24 protein-coding genes and 1 tRNA gene are annotated in these 22,130 nt (G+C 60.0%); 11 read left to right on the top strand and 14 right to left on the bottom strand.

Features of this window, described 5'->3' with window-relative positions; genetic code table 11:
- Window positions 1–63: 63 nt before the first annotated feature.
- A complete protein-coding gene (urtA, locus tag NW858_RS06275; RefSeq protein WP_414332597.1) occupies window positions 64–1,338 on the bottom strand; it encodes an urea ABC transporter substrate-binding protein in 1,275 nt (424 codons plus the stop codon).
- A gap of 359 nt (window positions 1,339–1,697) precedes the next feature.
- Here urtA and NW858_RS06270 point away from each other — a divergent pair, with 359 nt between their 5' ends.
- Window positions 1,698–3,623, top strand: a complete 1,926-nt coding sequence (locus NW858_RS06270; RefSeq protein ID WP_414520128.1) for a S9 family peptidase — start codon at window positions 1,698–1,700, stop codon at window positions 3,621–3,623.
- A 25-nt stretch (window positions 3,624–3,648) separates the two neighbouring features.
- On the opposite strand, the gene NW858_RS06265 is transcribed toward NW858_RS06270, so the two are convergent.
- Window positions 3,649–4,125 (bottom strand): urease accessory protein UreE, encoded by a 477-nt coding sequence (locus NW858_RS06265; protein ID WP_414332593.1) that lies wholly within the window; start codon window positions 4,123–4,125, stop codon window positions 3,649–3,651.
- Complete coding sequence (locus NW858_RS06260; protein WP_414348892.1) at window positions 4,122–4,460, bottom strand: hypothetical protein; 339 nt, start codon at window positions 4,458–4,460, stop codon at window positions 4,122–4,124. The genes NW858_RS06265 and NW858_RS06260 overlap by 4 nt, the downstream gene beginning before the upstream one ends.
- 41 nt (window positions 4,461–4,501) lie before the next feature.
- Between NW858_RS06260 and NW858_RS06255 the strand changes: the two genes are divergently transcribed.
- The 3 genes from NW858_RS06255 to NW858_RS06245 all read left to right on the top strand — a co-directional run bounded on the left by NW858_RS06255 (window position 4,502) and on the right by NW858_RS06245 (window position 6,592).
- Entirely contained in the window at window positions 4,502–4,828 is a 327-nt protein-coding gene (locus tag NW858_RS06255) for a phasin family protein (protein ID WP_414332589.1), read from the top strand.
- A gap of 94 nt (window positions 4,829–4,922) precedes the next feature.
- Window positions 4,923–5,525, top strand: a complete 603-nt coding sequence (gene leuD / locus NW858_RS06250; protein WP_414332587.1) for a 3-isopropylmalate dehydratase small subunit — start codon at window positions 4,923–4,925, stop codon at window positions 5,523–5,525.
- Window positions 5,522–6,592: an SAM-dependent methyltransferase gene (locus NW858_RS06245; protein WP_414520127.1), complete on the top strand. Its 1,071-nt coding sequence runs from the start codon at window positions 5,522–5,524 to the stop codon at window positions 6,590–6,592. The genes leuD and NW858_RS06245 overlap by 4 nt, the downstream gene beginning before the upstream one ends.
- Here NW858_RS06245 and NW858_RS06240 read toward each other — a convergent pair.
- A complete protein-coding gene (locus tag NW858_RS06240; RefSeq protein WP_414332583.1) occupies window positions 6,568–6,762 on the bottom strand; it encodes a hypothetical protein in 195 nt (64 codons plus the stop codon). The two genes, NW858_RS06245 and NW858_RS06240, sit on opposite strands and share 25 nt — an antisense overlap.
- A gap of 139 nt (window positions 6,763–6,901) precedes the next feature.
- Here NW858_RS06240 and NW858_RS06235 point away from each other — a divergent pair, with 139 nt between their 5' ends.
- The 4 genes from NW858_RS06235 (at window position 6,902) to argS (ending at window position 9,821) form a co-directional block, all read left to right on the top strand.
- Window positions 6,902–7,141, top strand: a complete 240-nt coding sequence (locus NW858_RS06235; protein WP_414332581.1) for a hypothetical protein — start codon at window positions 6,902–6,904, stop codon at window positions 7,139–7,141.
- 89 nt (window positions 7,142–7,230) lie between these two features.
- On the top strand, window positions 7,231–7,656 hold the full coding sequence (locus NW858_RS06230; protein ID WP_414332579.1) for an NfeD family protein: 426 nt from the start codon (window positions 7,231–7,233) through the stop codon (window positions 7,654–7,656).
- A 103-nt stretch (window positions 7,657–7,759) separates the two neighbouring features.
- Window positions 7,760–7,833: transfer RNA gene (locus NW858_RS06225), tRNA-Pro, on the top strand.
- Window positions 7,834–8,030: 197 nt separating this feature from the next.
- A complete protein-coding gene (argS, locus tag NW858_RS06220; RefSeq protein ID WP_414332691.1) occupies window positions 8,031–9,821 on the top strand; it encodes an arginine--tRNA ligase in 1,791 nt (596 codons plus the stop codon).
- 57 nt (window positions 9,822–9,878) lie between these two features.
- On the opposite strand, the gene NW858_RS06215 is transcribed toward argS, so the two are convergent.
- The 7 genes from NW858_RS06215 to NW858_RS06185 all read right to left on the bottom strand — a co-directional run bounded on the left by NW858_RS06215 (window position 9,879) and on the right by NW858_RS06185 (window position 16,259).
- Window positions 9,879–10,244, bottom strand: coding sequence for a hypothetical protein (locus tag NW858_RS06215; RefSeq protein ID WP_414333663.1), 366 nt, complete (start codon window positions 10,242–10,244; stop codon window positions 9,879–9,881).
- Between the two features lie 38 nt (window positions 10,245–10,282).
- The gene (locus NW858_RS06210) at window positions 10,283–11,962 is read right to left on the bottom strand and encodes a hypothetical protein (protein ID WP_414520126.1); all 1,680 of its coding nucleotides are present in this window, start codon (window positions 11,960–11,962) and stop codon (window positions 10,283–10,285) included.
- 150 nt (window positions 11,963–12,112) lie between these two features.
- Window positions 12,113–13,003, bottom strand: coding sequence for a shikimate dehydrogenase (locus NW858_RS06205; RefSeq protein WP_414520125.1), 891 nt, complete (start codon window positions 13,001–13,003; stop codon window positions 12,113–12,115).
- A 36-nt stretch (window positions 13,004–13,039) separates the two neighbouring features.
- Window positions 13,040–13,534: a hypothetical protein gene (locus NW858_RS06200; protein ID WP_414520124.1), complete on the bottom strand. Its 495-nt coding sequence runs from the start codon at window positions 13,532–13,534 to the stop codon at window positions 13,040–13,042.
- Between the two features lie 71 nt (window positions 13,535–13,605).
- Entirely contained in the window at window positions 13,606–14,838 is a 1,233-nt protein-coding gene (locus NW858_RS06195; RefSeq protein WP_414333669.1) for a response regulator, read from the bottom strand.
- Between the two features lie 332 nt (window positions 14,839–15,170).
- Window positions 15,171–15,812 (bottom strand): SIMPL domain-containing protein, encoded by a 642-nt coding sequence (locus tag NW858_RS06190; RefSeq protein ID WP_414520123.1) that lies wholly within the window; start codon window positions 15,810–15,812, stop codon window positions 15,171–15,173.
- 135 nt (window positions 15,813–15,947) lie between these two features.
- A complete protein-coding gene (locus NW858_RS06185) occupies window positions 15,948–16,259 on the bottom strand; it encodes a hypothetical protein (RefSeq protein WP_414520122.1) in 312 nt (103 codons plus the stop codon).
- A gap of 187 nt (window positions 16,260–16,446) precedes the next feature.
- Here NW858_RS06185 and NW858_RS06180 point away from each other — a divergent pair, with 187 nt between their 5' ends.
- From NW858_RS06180 to NW858_RS06170, 3 genes are all read left to right on the top strand, one after another.
- A complete protein-coding gene (locus tag NW858_RS06180; protein WP_414333675.1) occupies window positions 16,447–16,722 on the top strand; it encodes a DUF4404 family protein in 276 nt (91 codons plus the stop codon).
- A 71-nt stretch (window positions 16,723–16,793) separates the two neighbouring features.
- Complete coding sequence (gene hemL, locus NW858_RS06175) at window positions 16,794–18,104, top strand: glutamate-1-semialdehyde 2,1-aminomutase (protein ID WP_414333676.1); 1,311 nt, start codon at window positions 16,794–16,796, stop codon at window positions 18,102–18,104.
- Window positions 18,105–18,167: 63 nt separating this feature from the next.
- Window positions 18,168–18,404: a hypothetical protein gene (locus NW858_RS06170; protein ID WP_414333678.1), complete on the top strand. Its 237-nt coding sequence runs from the start codon at window positions 18,168–18,170 to the stop codon at window positions 18,402–18,404.
- On the opposite strand, the gene NW858_RS06165 is transcribed toward NW858_RS06170, so the two are convergent.
- From NW858_RS06165 to bchL, 3 genes are all read right to left on the bottom strand, one after another.
- Window positions 18,401–19,801 (bottom strand): ferredoxin:protochlorophyllide reductase (ATP-dependent) subunit N, encoded by a 1,401-nt coding sequence (locus NW858_RS06165; protein WP_414520121.1) that lies wholly within the window; start codon window positions 19,799–19,801, stop codon window positions 18,401–18,403. The genes NW858_RS06170 and NW858_RS06165 overlap by 4 nt on opposite strands.
- A gap of 29 nt (window positions 19,802–19,830) precedes the next feature.
- Window positions 19,831–20,802, bottom strand: a complete 972-nt coding sequence (locus tag NW858_RS06160; protein ID WP_414520151.1) for a protochlorophyllide reductase — start codon at window positions 20,800–20,802, stop codon at window positions 19,831–19,833.
- Between the two features lie 158 nt (window positions 20,803–20,960).
- Window positions 20,961–21,797, bottom strand: coding sequence for a ferredoxin:protochlorophyllide reductase (ATP-dependent) iron-sulfur ATP-binding protein (gene bchL / locus NW858_RS06155; protein WP_414333681.1), 837 nt, complete (start codon window positions 21,795–21,797; stop codon window positions 20,961–20,963).
- Window positions 21,798–22,130: the final 333 nt, after the last annotated feature.

Genomic DNA, 22,130 nt, shown 5'->3' with positions numbered 1-22,130 from the left:
CCAACTCCAGGACGGGATCCCCAACTCACCCGCAAGGGATCCCGCACCCAGCGCTCAACAGGGCTAGCTGACTTTGAAGCGACCGCCTTTGGCCGGATCCGACCAGTCGCAGGCAAAGCCCTTGGTTTCCGCCACAAACTGGTTCCAGGGCTGTGGCTCCACAGCGTCTGTAGAAAAGATGACATCAAACAGCCCATCAGAGCGCACCTGGCCGATCCGCACGTACTTGGTCAGGTGGTGGTTGGTGTTCATCGTCACCAGACCCTCTGGGGCATCAAAGGTTTGGCCGTAGGCTGCTTGGCGCACCGCGTCGATCTCCACGGTTCCCGCTTTTTCCACCGCCTGCTTCCAGATGTAAACCATGATATAGGCCGCTTCCATCGGGTCGTTGGTGACGCGGTTTTGGCCGTATTCTGCCTTGAAGGCTTCCACAAACTTCTTGTTGGCAGGCGTATCCACCGTCATGAAGTAGTTCCAGGCAGCGTAGTGGCCTTCTAGGAACTCGGAGCCAATCGCCTGCACCTCTTCTTCGGCAATGCTGACGGACATAGAGGGATAGCGATCCGGCTCCAGACCGGCTGCTTTCAGTTGCTTAAAGAAGGCCACATTGCTGTCGCCATTCAGGCTGTTGTAGATCACGCCGCCGTTGGGAAGAGCGGCACGGATTTTGCTGATAATGGGAGTCACTTCGGTGTTGCCCAGAGGCAGGTAATCTTCTCCCACAACCTTGCCGCCCAGGGCCTCTAACTGGGCCTTGATGATGGTGTTGGCCGTGCGGGGGAAGACATAGTCGGATCCCACCAGGAAAAACTCTTTGCCCTTGTTCTTGAGCAGCCATTCCACAGAAGGCTCGATCTGCTGGTTGGGGGCAGCGCCGGTGTAGAAGATGTTTTTGGAGCACTCTTGTCCTTCGTACTGTACGGGATACCAGAGCAGGTGTTGCTTGGATTCAAATACCGGCAAAACTGCCTTGCGGCTGGCCGAGGTCCAACAGCCGAATACCGTTGCCACCTTGTCCACATCGATCAATTTGGTGGCTTTCTCGGCAAAGGTTGGCCAATCGGAGGCGCCATCCTCGATGATGGGCTCGATCTGCTTGCCCAAAACCCCACCGGCGGCATTGATCTCTTTAATGGCTAGCTTTTCCGCATCCACCACACTGGTTTCCGAAATGGCCATCGTGCCGCTGAGGGAGTGCAAAATGCCAACGCGAATAGTCTCTCCCTGAGCATAGGCAGGCACAGACCGCTTCACCCAGATCTGCGGCCCTAAGGCAGCCCCGGCTCCGGCCAGCGCGCCCATTTTCAGCACTTGACGACGATTAAAAGATTGAGCCATCGGTAAACTCCGAAACGAGGTGAGTGCAAAGGATGTAGCGAAGTGTGGTTACAGCAGCCTGGCCAACGGGGGGAAGGACTCAGCTCATCACCTTGCCCATGGATCAGCTTGCCCAACTGCGCTCGGCTGAGGTTTTCACCAATGCCTTCCCAACATCAACAGAGGGAAAAGCCAGTTCTGCAGTCGAGAGAGCGTCGTGCGCCCCTGTTGCCTGGACGTGTTTTATCAAACCCATTCAGCCAGGAAGAAATTGTGTTGCGAGATACTTTTTTCCAGAATCTGAGCCTGTTCTCGCCAAGCTCCCAGGGATCCCTTGCTCTCGGCATAATGGAGATTTCGAGGTTGAAAATTGATGGCTTATGGTGCAACAGGCTGGCTATGGATCTTGGCGATCCCCAATTACCGCTGACCTGGTGGTGGCCGGATCCCTACGCCTAGGGCAACCGGCTTGGGACAAGGGGGGTCTCTACTGGACGGAGGGCCGCCCGCAGGAGAAGGGGCGCAACGTGCTGATGCGGCGAGCTGCCGACGGGACGGTGCAGGAACTGACGCCAGCACCCTTCAACGTGCGCACGCGGGTGCATGAGTACGGCGGCGGCGCCTACTGGGTCTCCGAGGGGGTGGTGTATTTCTGCAACTTTGCCGATCAACGGCTGTACTGCCTGCTGCCGGCTTCGGATCCCCAGCCCCTCACCGAAGCTGGCCCCTACCGCTATGCCGACGGGGTGGTGGACAGGAGGCGCCGGCGCATCCTCTGCGTGCGCGAGGATCACAGCCGCCAGGGAGAGCCGGAAAATACCCTGGTTGCCATCGATCTAGAAAGCGGATCCCAGCAGGTTTTGGCCAGGGGCCACGATTTCTACGCCAGCCCGCAACTGAGCCCAGACGGTCAGATCCTGGTGTGGCTGGCCTGGGATCACCCCCAGATGCCCTGGGACGGCACGGAGCTGTGGCGGGCGGAAGTGGCTCCTGACGGCAGCTTGGGAGAACCCCAGAAACTCGTTGGCGGCCCGGCTGAGTCCATTTTCCAGCCCCAGTGGTCGCCGCAGGGGGAGCTTTACTTTGTTTCCGACCGCAGCGGCTGGTGGAACCTCTACTGCTGGGATCCCCAGGGCCCCATTTCCCTCTGTCCTATGGAAGCGGAGTTTGGGGAGCCCCAGTGGGTGTTTGGCCTGAGCACCTACGGCTTCTGTGGGGATGGGCAAATCCTGGCCATCTATCGACAAGAGGGGCTCTGCCACCTGGCGCTTTTGGATCCGCGTTCAGGACAGAGGCAGGAGCTCCCCCTGCCCTACACCGAGCTCCACAACCTCCAAGTTAGCGGCGAAAAAGCTGCCTTCCTGGCCGGATCCCCCAGCGAAGCCATGGCCTTGGTCTGTCTGGACTTACCTTCTGGCCAATTGGAGGTGGTGGCCCGTTCTAGCAGCGTGGCAATAGATCTGGAGTATTTGTCGATCCCTGAGCCCATCACCTTTCCCACCTCGGGCGGAGCAGTGGCCTACGGCTTCTTCTATCCCCCCAAGAACCGCGACTTCGTGGCCCCTGCCGGCGAAAAGCCGCCCCTGCTGGTGAAAAGCCACGGCGGGCCCACGGGAGCAACAGCAGCCGTGCTCGACCTGGGGATCCAGTACTGGACCAGCCGCGGGATTGCCGTTTTGGATGTCAACTACCGCGGCAGCAGCGGCTATGGACGGGCCTACCGGGAGGCCCTCAAGGGCCAATGGGGCCTTGTGGACGTGGAAGATTGCATTGCTGGAGCCCGATTCTTGGCCCAACAGGGCCGGGTTGATGGCGAGCGATTGCTCATTCGCGGCGGCAGCGCCGGCGGCTACACCACGCTGGCAGCTTTGACCTTTCACACCGTCTTCAAGGCCGGTGCCAGCTACTACGGGGTGAGCGACCTGGAGGCCCTGGCACAGGACACCCACAAGTTCGAGTCCCGCTACTTGGACAGCTTAATTGGCCCCTACCCGCAACGACGAGATCTCTACCGGGAGCGCTCTCCCATCCACCACCTGGATGGCCTCAATTGTCCGGTTATTTTCTTTCAGGGCTTGGAAGACGCCATCGTGCCCCCCAATCAGGCAGAGAGGATGGTAGCCGCCCTGCGGGCCAAAGGGATCCCGGTGGCCTATGTGCCCTTCGAGGGAGAACAACACGGCTTTCGCCAGGCGGCCAACATCAAACGGGCCTTAGAGGCGGAGCTTTATTTTTATGCTCAGGTGCTGGGGTTTCCGCCGGCAGAAGCTCTTGAGCCCGTTCGGATCGAGAACTTAGACACCTGAGGATGACTGCTCAGCTAGACCCAGGCTAATGGCTGTGGGCCAACAGGTTGGGCTCGAAGACAGCCATCTCCAACTGAAACGGGATCCCCAGGTGGGCCAGCCAGTCCTGCAACGGCTCATCGGCCAGCGCCCGGATCTGCCCTTGGGGGGAAATGTGGGCCGGGCGGTGCCAATTGCCCAGTTGATGCATCACTTGGCCCATCTGGATCGGGTTTTCCGGTTGAATCAAGAGTACCGGTTCGGCTTGGGCTTTGACCCGGATGTGTCGCTGCGCATCCGCGTAGAGTAGATCCCCATCCTGAAGATGAGTGCCGCGAGGCAGCATCAACTGGATTACCGTGCCCTGATCGCTCACCAGCCGCTGCCGGGATCGCTGGCGGTCATGCCAAGTGAGGCAAACCACTTCCAAGTGGCCGGGGATCCCCTCTGGCGGCTCTTCCAGCAGTTGCATCACCGTAATAGCCACGGGATCCTCTGCCGCAGTGTGCCGCCCTTCGCTCATGGCAGGGACTCCAGATACTGGCTGAGGTCTTCTTGCAGGCGAGAGAACTCCACTTCAGTGGAAAGGCGCAGCACCTTGGTTTTCAAAGTTACCAGCACCTTGGCTGCATGGGGGCCAGTCCAGATATTGGGGTTGCAGAACATCTCCAAGCTGAAATCCTCAGCAGGGTAACGAAATTCAACGGGATCCTGAGGCTGCTGGCGGGAGCTGCGCTTAAGTCGCTCCCAAAGAATCTGCAGAACCTCGTGCCATTGTTGTGCTGCCTCAGGGGGAAGGGAGAAGCTGGCCGAACCGGTTGCGAAGTTGAAGGCAAACTGAGGAAAATGGATGGTCATAGAAGCCCGTACCTTCGGCACGCGTTCTCTGGAGGGCAGCATTGGATAACAACAGTATCTTACGTCAGCTTTTGCTGATGGGCGTCGGCACCACCACCTTGCTGGCAGAGCAGTTGAAGAAGGCTGCCGACGATCTGGTGCAGAAGGGCCAGCTCAACCCAGAAGAGGCATCCAATCTCATCAACAACCTGCTCAACCAGGTAAAATCCGAGCAGAGCAACTTTGAATCCTACGTGCAGCGGCAGGTGCGCAACGTTCTACAGGATTTGGGCGTGCCCCGCCAATCGGAAATGGACGAGCTGCGCGGGCGGCTGGATCGGCTGGAACGGCAGGTGCGCAATCTGGAAAATCAGGTTTACCGCCGGTAGCCGAGGCCCAGTTGGCCGTCGAGCAGGGCATTGCCAAACGTCGCTACCCCGCAGCCAACCCCCAGATCCAGTCCCAAAGTTCATTCCAGTTTCCATGCCGAGCGAAGTTTTGACCGTTACAGGCCGAGGCATCCCCCTGCTGGGCAACGACATCGACACCGATCGGATCATCCCGGCCCGCTTTTTGAAGTGCGTCACCTTTGAGGGCTTGGGCCGGCACGTGTTTGCCGACGACCGCGCCCAAGCTTCCGGCCAGCATCCCTTTGACCTGCCCCAGTACCAGGGAGCCGAAATCCTCGTGGTCAACGCCAATTTTGGCTGTGGCTCCAGCCGCGAGCATGCGCCGCAAGCGCTGGCCAAGTGGGGGATCCGCGCCCTCATCGGCGAAAGCTTTGCCGAGATCTTCTTCGGCAACTGTTTGGCCCTGGGGATCCCTTGTGCGACGGCGCCGGCGAGCCTGATCCAAACCCTGCAAAAGGCGGTGGCCGAGGATCCACAGCTTCGGTTGACCCTGGATCTGCCCAACAAACAGGTGCGCTGGCAGAACCATGCCGCTGCTGTGGAGATCCCTCAGGGGGCCTGGCAAATGCTGGTGCAGGGCACCTGGGATGCCACAGGGCAATTGCTGGCGGCCACAGCCCAGATTCAACAAGTAGCCGCCTGTTTACCCTACCTGCGTTGGCAGCGAGCCCGTTGAGCAGTCCTCTTCCCCCCGATACCCATACCTGGCTGGGCAGCGCCGACCCGGATTTTTTGGATCTGGCCATCCGGGAGATAAAAGCTGCGGATCCGGAGGCCGCCGTACAGCGGCTGCGGGAGGCGCCCGGCTTGGTGTGGGTGTGCAGCCAACGCTCGTTTGTTGACCTGGTGGAGGCTTGGCAGGCTGACCCGCCCATTTTTTTGCGCCACATCTGCCCCATTCACCGAGAACAGCGGCTAGACGAGGGATCCCTGAGCAAATTGCACCTTGATGAGGAAATGTTGGCGGCCATCGACCCCATGCGCAGCTTTTCGGTGCAGACGCGCCTGTTTGGAGGGCCGAATCTCAAGCCCTTTCAGGTCAACGAAGCCCTGGCCGAACAGGTGATCGCGGCGGTGGGAGCCCCCCTGCAGGTCAAAGATCCCCAGCAGGTGATCTCGGTGGTGATCCTGGCCGAGACAGGAGGGATCCGGGCCTGGCTGGGCCTATCCCTGGCTGCACAGAACCTCTCCAACTGGGCTGGCGGGATCCACCGCTTCCGGCGGGATCCAAACCAGATCAGCCGCTCCGAGTTTAAGCTGCTGGAGGCCATCCAGGTGTTTCAGGTTCCTTGGGTAGCGGGCGGACAGGCTTTGGATCTGGGGGCAGCGCCGGGGGGATGGTCGCGCATTTTGCGCCTGTATGGCCAGCAGGTGACAGCAGTGGATCCGGCCGACTTGGACGAGCGCCTCAGCCAAGATCCGGGGATCTGCCACCATCGCCTCAGCGCCCAAGCCTACTTGGCCCGTAGCCCAGGCCGGTTTCACCTCATCCTCAACGACATGCGCATGGATGGCTCGGCCTCTGCCAACTTGATGGCGGCTTTCGCCCCCCATCTGGAGCCACAGGGAGCGGCCCTGATGACCCTGAAGTTGCCCCACCGGCAGCGCCTGCGGGTGCTGCGGCAAAGTCTGGAGATCTTGGGTCGTGCCTTCTCTGTGGTGAGGGCCCGTCACCTGTTCCACAACCGCAGCGAAGTCACCCTCTACTTGAGGGTCCCTCAATCTGCCGTTTCCACCACCTGAATTTCCCGGCGGAGCACCATCTGGCGAATGGACTCCAGCAAGTCCATCTCTTCGGGGGAGATTTTGCCGTCGGCCCGGATGGCGCCGACGATTTGGTCAACCTCGGTGCGGGTGAGCTTTTTGTCTTCTAAGGCTCGATTCACCAGCGCTTGCAATTGTGAAAACTCCATAAGGCTCCTCTTCGCTTGAACAGGTCTTGTCGCCTCATTTCCTCGTCTAGGCTATCCGCCCTCTCCAAAATCTCCTGCAAGCGCAAGATTCTCTTCAGGTATCCTAAAGAAAATATGAAACCCAAGAGAGGAAGACATCATGGCTGGCCCGGATCCCAAAAGCACCGCGCACGATTGCGCTACCCTCTGTCGAGATGGCTGTGTCTTGGGAGAGGCCTGCCCGCACCGAGAGGCGGCTCGTCAAGCGGTGGCCTTTGTCATGAACACCGACTGGGAGACGCTGATGCAGATTGCCGAATCCAAAAACCTGCCCAAGAACCTGCCTCAAGGCGAGTTGGATCCCCTCCAGTTTTTGGAGAATTACCGCCTGGGTGGATAAGCCCCAACCCCATCTCTCCAAGGACAAGGGATCTCCCTGAGCAATCACAGGTTTTAAGCCATACTGAATTTGTGGGATCCCTGGATTCTATGGTTTGGCCTTGGATTGTCTTTGGCTTGGTTCTCATCGCCTCTGAGCTGTTTTTGCCGGAGTTGGTAGCCGGCCCGGTAGGGGTAGCGGCCCTGGGGGCCGCCCTTTTGGCCTACTGGGGTTGGCCCATTTGGGCACAATTTTCGGCTTGGATCCTGCTCTCCATTGGATTGATCGTCCTCAGCCGACGCCTAGTCCCTTCCGGTTCGACTCAACTAGAAGATCTTCTCAAAGAATCGCGAGAGGCACGGGCAGTTACAGCGATCCCGGCTGGTCAGCGCGGTCGGGTCTCTTATCTCGGTTCCACCTGGAATGCCAAGTGCAGCATCCCCAACCTCGAAATCCAAGCCGGGCAGGAGCTCTACGTGGTGGAGCGGCAGGGAAACACCCTCATTGTCATGCCGGCCAAGATGCTGAAGTCTTGATCTGAACGGATTTTCCATTCCCCTATCGCCCTGAGGGGGCTGCCGCAGCCTTGTTCAAGTGTGCATTAGCGGCGGGGATCTGTCATAATCGCAAAAGCTAAGCCGGGATGTAGCGCAGCTTGGTAGCGCATCTGCTTTGGGAGCAGAGGGCCGCAGGTTCAAATCCTGTCATCCCGATCCTGCTTGTACAACGAGTTGAGCTGTTCGCCTGCTTGTCGAGGGTCGGGGGCAACCATCAGCTCTTCGATGCTGGGAAATTCGCAGCTCAGGTGTGGGCAGCCTTTGGTCATAGCCAGTCTGTTGCCAGTATGATAGTGCTCCTGCTGCAGCAGGGATCCCTGTCAACCTCGCTCTCAACTCAGCTCCCTTTAGCCATGGCAACCCAATCCCCTTCCACCTCGCTGATTCGGTTCCTCGCCGCCGCCGTATCCGAGAGCATTCAACGGGCGGCAGGCCAACTGGGATCCCTAACACCTGAGCAGGCGGCAGGGGTTACTCCCGTGATCCAGATCCCCAGCGATCCCCGCTACGGCGACTACGCCTGTCCTACCCCCTTGGGGATGGCCAAGCTCTGCCGCATGGCGCCGGCCCAAATTGCCCAAACCCTGCAAAAACACCTGGATCTGCCGGACATAGAAACCGAGGTGGCAGGCGGTGGGTACCTCAACTTCCGGCTGGGGGATCCCTTTTTGGCCGAGCGATTGCAAGAGCTGTTGCGGTTGGGGGAAGATTTCGGCAAAACCGCTGCCCCCCATCCCGAGCGCATCCTGCTGGAGTATGTTTCCGCTAACCCAACGGGGCCGCTGCACGTGGGACATGGGCGCTGGGCTGCCGTCGGCTCGACCCTGGCCAACCTGCTGCGCTGGACGGGGCACCAGGTGGAGCGGGAGTTCTACATCAACGATGCTGGCAACCAGATGCGGCTCCTGGGCCAGTCGCTAGAAGTGCGGGTGCGACAACTGCAAGGCGAAGAGGTGGCTCTGCCGGAAGATGCCTACCACGGCAGCTATTTGGTCGATATCGCCCGGCGGCTGTTGGATCAGGTCAAGGCCGGGATCCGCCCTCTGCCCACCACCCCGGAAGAGTACACCGATTTTGCTTACCAGGAAATGCTGGCCTGGCAACAGCAGACCCTGCAACAACTGCGCACCGAGTTCGATCACTGGTTTAGCGAACGCCGCCTGCACACCCCCGATCCCCAGACAGGGCTGAGCGCCATCCAACAGGCTTTGCAGGAGCTGCAGGAGCGCGGCTTCCTCTACAGGGCTAAGGCGCCGCGGGGTGAGGATCCCAAGCCGGGGGCGGAAGAGGCCGTCTATTTCAAAACCCAAGAGTTTGGCGACGACAAGGATCGGGTGGTGCAAAAGGCCGATGGCTCCTTTACCTACCTGGCCGCCGATATTGCCTACCACCGCGACAAAGTGCGGCGGGGCTATCAGCGACTCATCAACATCCTCGGCTCGGATCACCACGGCTATATCGGTCGTTTAAGGGCGGCGGTGGGCGCCTTCAGCCCAGAGGTCAAGCTGGAGATCCTGATTGGACAATTTGTCAAATTGTTCAAAACCGACCCGGAAACCGGCGAGAAGACCGAAGTGCGCATGTCGAAGCGCACCGGCAATTTTGTCTCCTTAAACGATCTTATTGAGGATCCCGAAATTGGCGTGGGGGTCGATGCAGCCCGCTGGTTTTTGCTCAGCAGCAGCATGGACAGCCCCATCAACTTTGATTTGGATTTGGCCGTCAAGCAAACTTTCGACAACCCGGTGGTCTATGTCCACTACAGCCACGCCCGCTGCTGTACCCTGCTGCGGCGGTTACAGGAAGAGGAACAGGTGCAGCTAACCGCCACAGTTGCTTTGACGGAGCAGCAAAAACTGCCCTACAAAGAACCTGAAGAGCGATCCCTGCTGCTGCGCCTCTTGGCCCTGCCCGATGAGCTGATTGCCGCTGCCGAAGAGCGCGCCCCTCACAAGATCATTCGCTATGCCGAGGCGATTGCTGCCGATTTCAACAAGTTTTACGACAACTGCCGCATTTTGCCCCTCTTAAAAGAGGATCCCCTTTTGGCCCAAGCCCGCATCCAATTGGTGCAGGCCACGCGACAGGTTTTATTTAACGTGCTCACCGGCATTCTCGGCCTGAGCGCGCCAGAGTCGATGTAGATGTTAAGTAAAACCGATCCCCATCCCAAGACGAGAGGGAACTTGGGGATCAACTGCCTAAGTTTCGACTCTGTGGGCGCGCAAGAGCACGTTGGTTCCCAATCCCTCTTGGGCCATCCAAAAAGCGCAAATCCACCACGAAACCTCGTCTTGGCGATAAATGCCACGGGTGAGGGGATAGGATTGCAAAAGGTCAGCCATCTGCGATAAAGCTGGCACCTCAGCCACATAATTGGCCCACACTTCGGGATCCAGATCCTCGTAAACGTAATCGGACGGGAAATATAGGTGGCTTGCTTCTAGGCCGGGCCGGTCGGTCAGGAGTAGCTGAGCGGGGTCAGAAGACTCACATCCCAAGCGATCCCCAATTTGAAACGTGAGTTGAAACAAGCGGTTAATCAGATCGAATTGTTCGGGGTTCATAATTTCAGAATTCCCAACTTGCGGGTGTGGGGTGAGCATCAGAATTGACAGGTGCGACGGCTGCGCTCCAGCTCCGGCTCGATCCAAGAGAGGGCAAAGTGGCTCACACAAGGCAACTGCGGAAAGCGGCGGGCCAGGGATCCCATCTGGATTTCCAAGCTGGGGCGTTTTCGCTGCGCTTGTCCCCATAGGCCGGCGATGGCCGGGCAGACAAAGGTTTGGGGAGAGGCCACGGCCAGGATTTGCCCCACCTGCTGCACCACACAGGAGCCATCCTCGCACTTGGCATAGGCCATCGGGTGCCACTCCATGTTTGGATCAAAACGATCCCAAGGCTGGAGACGGGCGTCGAACCCTTCTCCCACCGCCTGGTTGCCCTCGGGGAAAAAGACGGCCCCGGTCGGGATCCCAAGGCTTTGGGCCGGTTGGGCAGCTTGCCGCAGGTAATCGAGGATCCCATAGCGGGCAAACTCAACGCTGAGCTGCCAGAGCTGCTCTTGCCAGCGCTCCTGTCGGAGAGCGGCGCTAGGGGTAGGGGTGGGATCCGGCGGCGCTGCTTTTGGACGGGGAGCCGCCAAATTCTCTAAATCCCTATTCCCTGAATCACCTTCTGAATCGGCATGGGTGGAATGCCAATTCTCGCCTGCTTTGCTTTGGGCCATCCCGTCCCCTAGTTCTGGAGAAAGCGGCCGCTCCCTGCTTGCGCTGGGCTTGGGATCCCCTGGCTGGCGCCAGCGGGGCTCTTCGGCATAGGTGGCATCCAGATGGAGAACATCTGCCACAGTAATATAGCCCTGGCTGAGGTAACGCTCCAGCAAGGCTCGGCCCGCCGGGTTTTCTGCCAAATCCAGGTAGGCTTGCCGGGCTGCCTCCCCATGGATCCACAGATCCTGGACGGTGGCTGCCAGGCTGGATCCCCCAGAGCCGCGGGGATAGCGAATGTAGTCGAAGAGGATCCCATCCGGCTGCCGCTGCAGGATGCGGCGGATCAGCTCGGCAAAATCCCGTCGCGCCAGAGGATGAAAGGGATCCACAAACACCTCATCCGGGCTGCCCAAATCTTCTGCAAGGGCTGTCGCCGGATCCAAGACGGTGGTGAGGCCACGGCCGTTGCGGGCCAAGACTGCCTGGCGACCTGGGAGAAGCCCGTAGCTGTAGCCGAAATTGAGGGAAAACACCCAGGCATAGGCCGATAACCCCCGCCGTCGCGCCGCCTTGAGAGCCAGATCCAACAAATCGGCATTGGGCTGCAGGCTGGGCCAGATCCCGCCCGCCCCATCGGGCAGAATGGAGCGGCCATCGTAAAACGTCTCGATAAAAACGCGGTTGTAGCCCAGGTTCACCACCTGGTCAAACACCTGATCCAGTACGCCTGGATTGGCATCACAGGGATGCAAGCGCACCCAAATGGACTGAATCTGCGGCCAACGGCGGCTGCGGCAGGCCATCAAGGCAGCGCGATGTTCGGCTAAGACTTGGGTGTATTCGGCCCAAGCGGCCTCTGATTGGGTGGCCTGCTGGCGCAGTTGAGCCTTGCGCGCCACTTCCTCAGGGGGTTGCCGGCAGAAGGCATCGAGCTGAGGAGCAGACAGGGATCCTGTCTGGTTCTCGCTGCCCTGAAGCGCGGAACCGGAGTCCGGGAAAAGAGAATGGCCAAACCTAGGGAATTGGGCCTGGGCGGCAATTCCGGATCCCAGCCACATCAGTGCGCCGAGCACACCTACAAGCCATTTCCGCTGCCGCCTCGGCAACCTTAACACCCTTAACCCCATCGAGAATTGCTTTAGCTCTATCTCCCCCTAGAGATCGGCAGGCCCGAGGCAATTGTTCCCGCCCCCAGCCAATTGCATTCAACTTTGAGAGGAGAGCTAGAGCTTGGGATCCCTTGCCCTATCTGCCTCAATCTGGGCCAACTGCTGCCGGGCCGCCTGCCGCATTACCTCCACCGGCACAGGCTTGCCCCCCAGCCAGAGGGAGAGGGCCTTGGCCCCCTGGTGGATCAGCATCTCCAGCCCACTGATGGGGGTATGGCCTAACTCTGCGGCCATCCGCAGCAGGGGAGTGGGATCCGGTACATAGATGAGATCGTAGACAACGGCGCCGGCGGGCAGAAGGTGCAGCTGCTCCCGGCTAAGGGGAGACAGCTCGGCAGGGGATCCCGGCTTGTACATGCCCACGGGGGTGGTGTTGACCACAAGGGAAGTCTCGGGCAAGTGGCGATCCAGCTCGGCCCAGCTCAGCGTTTCCACCTGGGGCCAGGTCTGTTGCAAAGCCCGTAACTTCTCAGGGGATCGCCCGGCCACCCGTACTGGCCCCAACTCCAACTCCAAACAGCCCTGGATGGCCGCCCGCGCCGCCCCGCCACAGCCCAGGATCAGGGTCGGGATCCCCTTTTCCAGGCCCAGCAAAGGCTGAACAAAGCCGTCGATATCGGTGTTGGTGCCGCCCCAGCCTCCCTCCGGCAAGGCGTAGACCGTGTTTACTGCTCCCACCTTTGCCGCCCGCGCTTCCACCTGGCTGAGCAAAGGCAGAATCGCCTGCTTGTGGGGAATGGTGACGTTAAACCCCCGCACCCCGATGGCCGCCAGCCCGGCCACCGCCACTGCCAGGCGCTCTGCCGCCACCGGAAAGGGCACGTAGCAGTAGTCTTCTCCCATGGCCGCCAAGGCAGCGTTGTGCATCGCCGGGGATAGGCTGTGGACCACCGGATCCCCGATCAGGCCCAGCAATTGCGTACTTCCCGAAATCCGCCTGTCCACCCCAGCTCCTAAGGGATCCCTGCCCTGTAGCTCCGACTAGTTAGACTCCGACTCCACCCGATCTAAAGTTTGCCGGTAGCGCTGCCGCCAACTGGCCAGGGATTCTTCCGAAATGTGGTCGATTAAACTGCTCATCTCGCCCAGGATCTGGTAGACGCGGTCAAAGCTTTGGCGGGTGCGCTCTTCTTGATCTGGCTGGCGCACCTGCACCAGGTACAGGCTCATCTTGATGGTTTGCAACCGGTTTTTGCCCAGATCTTCCAGCATTTCCCGAATTTGCCCGATCGCCTCCTGCCGCACCCGGCGTTGCCGCCGCCGCAACAGCCAGAACAGGATGCCGTGGATAACTCCCACCACGGTGGCGCTGATCGCCGTTGCCGTCGCCGCGGAAAGAGCGCTGCGGCTGGCCACCCAGCCGCTGAGTAGGATTACGCCTATCCCCACCGCCGTCAGGATCAGCTCGATGTTGTTGAGAAACCACCTTCTTGCTGGCTTCCAGATGGCGGATTGGCTCCGACTAGAATTGAACATGGCTGTTCTTCCCACCTCCCACCTGCCTATTCTGCTGCGGCCAACCCACCGCCGGATTCTGGGGATCGGACTTACCGGCGCAGTCGCCATCCTCCGCGGCCCAGTTGACGCTTCAGACGCCGCCGCGGTTTCCGCCGGCGGATCCCCAAGGGCTGCTGAGAGCGGGATCCAGCTTCAAACCGCTCAGCCCTAGGCTCCCGCACCCCTTGGCTGAGATCCTGGTTGTGTTGCCGCAACTCCTCGAGCTGCCTGAGGCGAGTTTCCAGCTCTTGGCGTAGCTCGGCATTCTCTTTTTCTAGATGTTGCAAACGCTTCAGCAGCTCTGAGGACGCCGTCCCGCTACTGCAATCGGAAACCGGGATGGGATGGGGTGCAGTCACCACCGAAGTGTGGACATTTTTGCTGTCTCGCAGGGCTTGGGCAGCCCGTCGCACCAGGGCCACCCCCTTGGGATCGTCCTTATCTGTGAGGGTGGCCGCCCCAAATTGAAGCTGCACCGGCAGCGCTCGCCCATTCACCACAAAGGGATCCTGGATCAACCGCTGGCAGCAGCGCTCGGCGGCAATCTGGGCAGCAGCCAGAGTGCTCCCCGGCAGCACCACAATAAACTGCCCCTCGTCGTAGCAAAAGAGGTCATCCCCCTCTCGCAAGTTGTGGGCCAAGCGATCCGTAAACAGCTTGAGAAGAGCAGCCCGACCGCCGGCCTCTAGGCCTTGCCCCAGAGCACTGAGGTTGGCCAAGCGCAGCACAAACAAACTGAGGGGATCTGATTGGGCACGGGCTTGGGCCACCCGCAACGGCAAGCGAGTAACCAAATCCTGCCGATTGCCCAAAGCAACCGAGCCAGAAGGAGATGAGACTTGTTTTTGTCCAGTCTGGAGCAGATATTGCTGGCGGCGGCTCTCCACAATGCGCAGCCCTGCCCGCACCCGCGTCAGCAGCTCTGCCGCCTGAAAGGGCTTGGAGAGGAACTCATCGGCTCCGGCTTCTAACGCCCGCTCCATGTTGTCGTTGCCCTCGCGGGCGGTCATGAGGATGTAGTACACCCAAGCATATTCGGGTGATTGCCGTAGCTGCCGGCATAGATCCAGGCCATTTAGATTGGGCATGACCCAGTCGGCGATGATGAGATCTGGGATCCGGCGGCGGATTTGCTCCAGGGCAGACAAGCCATCCAAAGCATAAGAAATACTACAGCCCTGCTTACCCAAAAAGTTGGACAACATCTCTGCCACCATGTAACTGTCATCCACGATCAGCACATGGGCCCGCAAGCTGCTGGCTCCGCCTTTGCTTGCGCCCAAGCCCGCCTGAGGGCCTTCAGACGTACCAGTGGCAGCAGCGTTCTCCAAATTGGGATCCACGGGTAAGCCAAAGCCAGATGACAAGGAAATCCGGGAAAGCGAACTTTCCCGTGTTTTCCATCGTTATTCTAGACGTAGGGATTGGCAGCCACTACCTAACTTTGCCGGGTTATTTTTTTGAGATTTTTGAAGTTTCGCAGTCATTCTAAACGCGAGGAAGATGCTTCTGGGCGTTCCCCGCTACTGCTCCTCACGCCCCCAGGGGGAATCCTCCTCTGCCCCAGGGAGAGGGAAGGCAGGGTTCGCCGTGACTTCATGGCCACCCCAGGAACCTAGAAACGAATCTCAAGCGTGACTTGGGCGCGCACGGCTTGTTGTCCTCCTTCCACCGGTGTGGAAGCTGCTTCTAGGCGGGCATAGTCTGCTTGAGCAGCCAAAGGAACTGGCGGCGCGATGGAGCCCTCGCTGTGAATTTGGATGCCCTCCACAGAACGAATGCTCAGGTTCAAGGCCCTCAACACATCGCTGGCTTGACGTTGGGCATCTTCCACGGCCTGGGTCAGGGCACGGCTGCGCGCCTGCAGCAAGGTGGCCTCATCCGCTCGGAAGCTGACCGATTCCACCTGGGTAGCTCCGGCGGCCACGGCTTCATCCAGCACCTGTCCGGCTCGGGCTATGGGTACTTCAAATTGCAGGCTGTTTTGCCCCTGTACCCCGGTCAGGCGGGGTGGGCTCTGCTGGTAGTCGTATTGCGGATAGAGAGAAATGCCGGTGGTCTGCAGGGCGCTCACCTGCAGCTCTTTGAGGCGGTTCACCAGCCGCTCCGAGCGCTCGGCCACCTGTTGCTGTACCGATTGCGCCGTCTCCCCTTGGAGCACCACCCCCAGCCGGATTACGGCAATGGAGGTTTCCACCGCAACAGACCCCTGGCCGGTTACCGTCAAAGTTCGGGATCCCTCACCGGGACTGGCCATTGCCCCGCCTCCAGCGATTGCGTTCCAACCCAACAGTGCCAGCGCCAGTACCACGCCCAGCCAGGCCACCCCCTTCAGCCTTTTCCACCCCTTGAGCCTGTCCATTACTTCCCCCTTTCAGTCGTTAACCCCAGCCTACTCCCACCGTTCCTCCACCTGATCTGACAAAAGCCCCAGCCACCAGTTCCCTAACCTCACCCAGCCGCTGCGTTCTTGCCCCCCCGGATTGCGTATCCGCACATAAAACACGCGTTGATACTTGGAAGTGCTGCCGGAAAAAGGCCCCAGCCGCCAATACCGCGCCTCCTGGCTCAGAATGGAGTAGACATGCTTTGCCGCCCACCGCTGCAGCAGCTCCTGGCTGCGTCTTTGTTCCCAGACAAAAATTCCCAGGAACAGGGCAACGGCAACCACTGCCCCCAGCAGGGCCAATACCAGCTCAGACATAGAGATAGACAGCAAGGCTATTGCCCATCGTATGGGAGTTGCTCCAAGGCTGGGATCCCCGGCTGCAAAAGTTAACCTTTGCCGCCTCAGCCGCTTCCAAAAGAGCGATCTCCGCTCCTGTATGATCGAGTCAGCGTGGTCAAAACTCGATTTGTTGATTGAGTGAATTGATAAGGTCTTTTTGAGAATGGCTGCATCGAAACTGCGACAACTGCTGCACGACCTGGATGTTGAGCTGCAAAAAACCCCTGGCTTGGATGAAAAGCAGCGACAGCACATCGCCACCATTCGCCAAGAGGTGGAAGCGGTGCTGGCCGAGCTGGGATCCCCGAGTGAGAGCAAGCAAAATCAAGGGCGTAGAGATCGCATTGGGGAGGCGCTGGGCCTGTTCGAGACCTCGCATCCCAACCTCACCCTGATCCTGGAGCAAGTGATCGACACGCTGGCAGGGATGGGTTTGTAGTTTATGAGGAGGGCTCACCAGCAAGCTCCTCTGCCTGCTAGCCTTGGTAATGCGTTGAATAGCTCCTGTTTATGACCGGCACTCTCCATCCCACCTCGTTTAACATCACCCGCTCCCAACAGATTTTTGCCCGAGCAAAAGGGCTCATGCCCGGCGGGGTCAGTTCCCCGGTGCGCGCCTTCAAGTCGGTGGGCGGGGATCCCGTCGTGTTTGACCGCGTCTCAGGAGCCTACGCCTGGGATGTGGACGGCAACCAGTACATCGACTACATCGGCAGTTGGGGGCCGGCGATTGTCGGCCACGCCCATCCCGAGGTGATCGAGGCTCTGCACCGAGCTTTGGAGAAAGGCACCAGCTTTGGCGCCCCTTGCGTTTTGGAAAACGAGCTGGCCGAGCGGGTGATCGAGGCGGTGCCCAGCGTGGAGATGGTGCGCTTTGTTAACTCCGGCACCGAAGCTTGCATGGCGGCGCTGCGCCTGATGCGGGCCTACACGGGGCGGGAAAAGGTGATCAAGTTCGAGGGCTGCTACCACGGCCATGCGGACATGTTTTTGGTCAAGGCCGGCTCAGGGGTGGCCACGCTGGGCCTGCCGGATTCGCCGGGGGTACCTAAGGCCGCTACCAGTGCCACGCTGACCGCCCCCTACAACGATCTAGAGGCAGTCAAGGCTCTGTTTGAGCAGCATCCCGACTCCATTGCGGGCGTGATCCTAGAGCCGGTGGTGGGCAATGCCGGCTTCATTCCGCCGCAGCCGGGCTTTTTGGAGGGTTTGCGGGAGCTGACGCAGAAGTATGGCGCCCTGCTGGTGTTTGACGAGGTGATGACCGGCTTTCGCATCAGCTACGGCGGTGTGCAGGCCAAGTTTGGTGTCATCCCCGATTTAACCACCCTGGGCAAGGTAATCGGCGGCGGCCTGCCGGTGGGGGCCTACGGCGGTCGGCGGGAGATTATGGAAATGGTGGCGCCGGCGGGGCCGATGTACCAGGCGGGCACCCTCTCCGGCAACCCCCTGGCCATGACGGCCGGGATCCACACCCTCGATATTTTGCGTCGCCCCGGTACCTATGAGTATCTGGAGCGGATTACCGAGAAGCTGGCGACGGGGCTGCTGCAGATTGCGCAAGAGACCGGGCACGAGATGTGTGGGGGCCATTTGCCCGGCATGTTCGGCTTCTTCTTCACGGCTGGCCCAGTGCGCAACTACGAGGAGGCCAAGCGCTCGGACTTGCAAAAGTTTGCCCGCTTCCACCGCGGCATGCTGGAGCGGGGGGTGTATCTGGCGCCCTCGCAATTCGAGGCCGGCTTCACTTCCTTGGCCCACACCGAAGCCGATGTGGAGAGAACCCTCGAGGCGGCGCGAGAGGTGCTGCGCACGCTCTAGGGTTTCTTCTCCCCTCTCCCCTTGGGAGAGGGGTTGGGGGTGAGGGTGATCTGCACTGGGATCATGGCCGAGCACATCCACCGCAACTGGCGCATCACCACCCAAACCACCGACAAGGGGTTCATTTTTTGCTGTCAGCGGCTACGTCAGGATGGCTCGGTGGAGTTTGCCGCCCCAGCCTACGGCTACTTCCACAATGAGGCCGAGGCAATTTTGGCCGGCATGGTCTGGATCGACCGGCAGCAACTGCCGGATCACCTGGATGGCCTGCTCTTCGACAACGAGGAGCCAGAAAGTTAGCTCAGGGCTTTTTCCCCCACCAACTGTTCCCAGCCCAAGCCTTTGAGGGCAGCGTTGCGCCGCAGTGGGCGGGTGACCAGCTCCAGCAGCGCCTGGGTGTTGCCGAAGCCGTGGATCTGGGCAAAGGTAAACTCCACCGACCACTTGGTGGTGACGCCGCGGGCTTCGAGGGGGTTGGCGTGGGCCATGCCCGTGATTACCAGATCCGGATGCAGGGCTTTGATGCGCTGCAGTTGGTTGTAGTTATCCGGCTTCTCGACAATGGTGGGCTTGGGCACCCCCATCTCCTCGCAGGTGCGCTCCAGGAGGGCCAGCTCGGCGGCCTGGTAGCGCTTGTCGAGGTAAGGGATCCCGATTTCCTGCACCGTCATACCGCAGCGCACCAGGAAGCGGGCCAGGGAGATCTCCAGCAGGTTATCCCCCATGAAGAAGACGCTCTTGCCCCGCAGCAGGCCCAGGTACTCCTGAACCTGGGGGTGACGCCACACTTCCCCTTCCCGCTCTGCCAGGCCTTGAGTCGGGATCCCCAGCTCGCCGGCGATGGCCTCGATCCAGGCGCGGGTGCCATCCGGCCCGATGGGAAAAGGAGCGGTGATGAGCTTGGCCTTTTTGCGGCGCACCAGCGTGGTGGCGGTGCGGCTGAGGAAAGGATTTACCCCCACCACATAGGTGCCCGGCTCGATGGCCGGCAGCTCCTCGTAGCGCTTGGCCGGCAGCCAGCCGGAGACGCGGATCCCGTACTTTTTCAGCTCCAGGGTGAGTTGGGTTACCACCGGATCCGGCACGGAGCCGAAGATCACCAAGGGGGGATGTTTGGGGAAGCCTTCTTCCTCTTTCTTTTTGCCGGGGCGCAGCCCGTAGAAAAGAGCCTGCAGGCCACCCCGCGTCTCCCGCTCTTCTTCCTGCACCTGCTCCGGGCAGCGCTGGGCCATAGAGGCCAAAACCGTGTCTTCCCCCTGGGTAAAGGCGTAGTCGAGGCCATTGGCCCGCGCCACCACAATCGGGATCCCGATCTCCCCTTCCAGCTTCTGGGCTAGGCCCTCTAGATCCATCTTGATGATCTCGGTGGTGCAGGTGCCGATCCAGACGATGACGCTGGGATTGCGATCCCGCTGGATTTGCAGGCACAGCCGCTTCAGCTCCTCGTAGTCGTTGAGCTTGGCGCTGATGTCCCCCTCTTCCAGCTCGGCCATGGCATAGCGCGGCTCGGCAAAGATCATCACCCCCATGGCATTTTGCAAAAAGTAGCCACAGGTTTTGGTGCCGATCACCAAAAAGAAGCTGTCTTCGATTTTGGGGTAGAGCCAAGCCACGCAACTAATCGGGCAGAAGGTGTGGTAGTTGCCGGTCTCGCATTGAAAGTGGAGGGTATTGGAAGCATCCACAGCAGCAGTCATCGTCGGCTCCTAGAAAAGGGTTTGTCAAGCTAGGGGGCGACCAATTGGGGCACGCCCACCAATTTCTCGCTCAGATCCCAGAGCAGCTTGGCCTTGGCCGCATCCCCCGCCTCGTCCGAGACTTCTTGGTTAAAGGGCTTGGCATTTTTCCGTTGCCGGTTGCCCCAGCTCCAGTAGAATCCCGACTGGCGAAACTCCGGATCCGCCACCACCTGGGCCACCCGCTCGCCGGCCAGCTCTTGGGAGACGTAGCCGCCGGTGATGTTTTTCTGAAACCAGGGGAACAGCTTTTGGAAGACGGGATAGTGATGGCGGAAGAGGGCTGTTTCCGCCACACAGCCTGGGTAGAGGGAGAGAAACGTGATGCCGGTGCTCTCGTGGAAGCGGCGGTGCAGCTCCCGCATGGTGAGGATGTTGCAAACTTTGCTGTCTTTGTAGGCTTTGACGGGATCGAACTTGCCGCCATCGGCCATGCTGATCGGTTCCTTGAAGCCCTGGGCAAAGCCCCGCAGATCCCCCAGGTGGGGTTGGGGTGGGATCTTGCCCCCCAGCTCCTTGGGGTTGTGGGTAACCGTGCCCAGGATCACCAGCCGCCGATCCGGATAGGTGGAGCGCTTCAGATCCTCCAGCATCAGGTGGCAGAGCAGGAAGTGCCCCAGATGGTTGGTGGCCATGGTCAGCTCATAGCCCTCCGGGCTGCGCAAGGGCTGCTTAAGCAAGGGCATGTAGATGGCGGCGTTGCACACCAGGGCATCCAGAGAGCGCCCCGACTGGCGAAATTGTTCGACAAATTGCCGCACACTGGCCAAGCTGGCCAGATCGATCGGCATCAGGGTGTAGCTGGGGATCCCCACCTGCTGAGCCATCCGCTGGCCTTTGTTCAGATCCCGACAGGCCATCACCACGTGCCAGCCCCGCTTGGCCAAAGCCAAAGCCGCGTACAGGCCAACGCCCGAAGAGGCTCCAGTAATCACCACGGTGGGTTGCACTTGTGCTTGCATATCCAACTCCTCTGCCATGTCCTCAAGATGGCTCTCCTGCACAATCCATCTTGGGGCGGAAAGCGGGCCAGACAACAAATTGATAAGGTTTGCGACGGTTTTCCGAAACAATTGCTTCACTTTTAGACACACCGGCAAGCTGGCAGGTTTGGGATCCCTTACACCAGCGCCGGCTCCCGTGCCGGGGCGTTGTAAAAGTCCGACAGCAGGGCAAACAGCTCCCGATCCTCAGCAGGCCGGGGCACGATCCCTTCCGGGCGGGCCAGCAGCTCGTCGGCGATGTTCAGGTAGTACTGGCAGACGGGCTCCAGGCTGGGATCCGTCTCTGCCATCTCGAAGAGGGTTTTGCCCTTGACCCGCGAAATGCGAATGTCCTCGACCAGTGGCAGCACCTCGAGCACAGGCATGGGCACTGCCGAGACGTATTGGTCGATGAGATCCCGCTTGCTGGTGCGGTTGCCGATTAGGCCGGCCAGGCGCAGCTTGCGGGTTTTGGCTTTTTCTCGCACCGAGGCGGCAATGCGATTGGCGGCAAACAGGGCGTCAAAGCCGTTGTCAGTAACGATCACACAGTAGTCGGCGTAGTTGAGGGGGGCAGCAAAGCCGCCGCACACCACGTCCCCCAGCACGTCGAAGAGGATGACGTCGTACTCGTCAAAGGCGTTCAGCTCCTTCAGGAGTTTGACGGTTTCTCCCACCACATAGCCGCCACAGCCGGCCCCTGCCGGCGGCCCTCCCGCCTCAACGCAATCTACGCCGCCGTAGCCGCGGTAGATCACATCCTCGGGGTAGATGTCTTCGTAGTGGTAGCCCTTGGCTTCCAGGGTATCGATGATCGTGGGGATGAGAAAACCAGTCAGGGTGAAGGTGCTGTCGTGCTTGGGGTCACAGCCAATTTGCAACACCTTCTTGCCCCGCCGGGCCAAGGCCACCGAGAGGTTGCAACTGGTGGTGGACTTGCCGATCCCACCCTTCCCGTAAACTGCCAACTTCACAGCACGTTCCTCCACAAGCCTGACAAGGGCCATTATCGGCAGCTAACCCACTCCCTGAGAAGTGTTGAGAAGAATTAAGGCAAGCCTGAAACAAGTTAAAGCAATTTCTTAAATCGCCAGACGGACAAGTCCTCGCCCAAAAGATTCTTCGAGCCGATTTTTGGCTTTTTTCCAGCTTTTGTTTTTTGTTTTTTCGTAAAAGCAGATCAAAAACAAATCATTCATCTCTCCGTGGCTTTGACAAGCGCTGCTCCCGTCAACTCGCTGGAGACTGCCGGCGGGATCCCTTTTCCCGCTTTGAGGGAGAGTCTCAAGAATGGTCTCAATGGCCAG

This window comes from Synechococcus sp. H55.10 (genome assembly GCF_047502715.1).
In the GTDB taxonomy this organism is placed as follows: Bacteria; Cyanobacteriota; Cyanobacteriia; order Thermostichales; family Thermostichaceae; genus Thermostichus.
This window is presented reverse-complemented; position numbering and strand designations above follow the sequence as displayed.

Excerpts from the sequence above, each read along its gene's own strand:
- urtA (WP_414332597.1), bottom strand. The coding sequence starts at position 1,338 with ATGGCTCAATCTTTTAATCGTCGTCAAGTGCTGAAAATGGGCGCGCTG.
- NW858_RS06270 (WP_414520128.1), top strand. The coding sequence starts at position 1,698 with ATGGTGCAACAGGCTGGCTATGGATCTTGGCGATCCCCAATTACCGCT.
- NW858_RS06265 (WP_414332593.1), bottom strand. The coding sequence starts at position 4,125 with ATGAGCGAAGGGCGGCACACTGCGGCAGAGGATCCCGTGGCTATTACG.
- NW858_RS06260 (WP_414348892.1), bottom strand. The coding sequence starts at position 4,460 with ATGACCATCCATTTTCCTCAGTTTGCCTTCAACTTCGCAACCGGTTCG.
- leuD (WP_414332587.1), top strand. The coding sequence starts at position 4,923 with ATGCCGAGCGAAGTTTTGACCGTTACAGGCCGAGGCATCCCCCTGCTG.
- NW858_RS06240 (WP_414332583.1), bottom strand. The coding sequence starts at position 6,762 with ATGGAGTTTTCACAATTGCAAGCGCTGGTGAATCGAGCCTTAGAAGAC.
- NW858_RS06235 (WP_414332581.1), top strand. The coding sequence starts at position 6,902 with ATGGCTGGCCCGGATCCCAAAAGCACCGCGCACGATTGCGCTACCCTC.
- NW858_RS06230 (WP_414332579.1), top strand. The coding sequence starts at position 7,231 with ATGGTTTGGCCTTGGATTGTCTTTGGCTTGGTTCTCATCGCCTCTGAG.
- argS (WP_414332691.1), top strand. The coding sequence starts at position 8,031 with ATGGCAACCCAATCCCCTTCCACCTCGCTGATTCGGTTCCTCGCCGCC.
- NW858_RS06215 (WP_414333663.1), bottom strand. The coding sequence starts at position 10,244 with ATGAACCCCGAACAATTCGATCTGATTAACCGCTTGTTTCAACTCACG.
- NW858_RS06200 (WP_414520124.1), bottom strand. The coding sequence starts at position 13,534 with ATGTTCAATTCTAGTCGGAGCCAATCCGCCATCTGGAAGCCAGCAAGA.
- NW858_RS06190 (WP_414520123.1), bottom strand. The coding sequence starts at position 15,812 with ATGGCCAGTCCCGGTGAGGGATCCCGAACTTTGACGGTAACCGGCCAG.
- NW858_RS06185 (WP_414520122.1), bottom strand. The coding sequence starts at position 16,259 with ATGTCTGAGCTGGTATTGGCCCTGCTGGGGGCAGTGGTTGCCGTTGCC.
- NW858_RS06180 (WP_414333675.1), top strand. The coding sequence starts at position 16,447 with ATGGCTGCATCGAAACTGCGACAACTGCTGCACGACCTGGATGTTGAG.
- hemL (WP_414333676.1), top strand. The coding sequence starts at position 16,794 with ATGACCGGCACTCTCCATCCCACCTCGTTTAACATCACCCGCTCCCAA.
- NW858_RS06170 (WP_414333678.1), top strand. The coding sequence starts at position 18,168 with ATGGCCGAGCACATCCACCGCAACTGGCGCATCACCACCCAAACCACC.
- NW858_RS06165 (WP_414520121.1), bottom strand. The coding sequence starts at position 19,801 with ATGACTGCTGCTGTGGATGCTTCCAATACCCTCCACTTTCAATGCGAG.
- NW858_RS06160 (WP_414520151.1), bottom strand. The coding sequence starts at position 20,802 with ATGCAAGCACAAGTGCAACCCACCGTGGTGATTACTGGAGCCTCTTCG.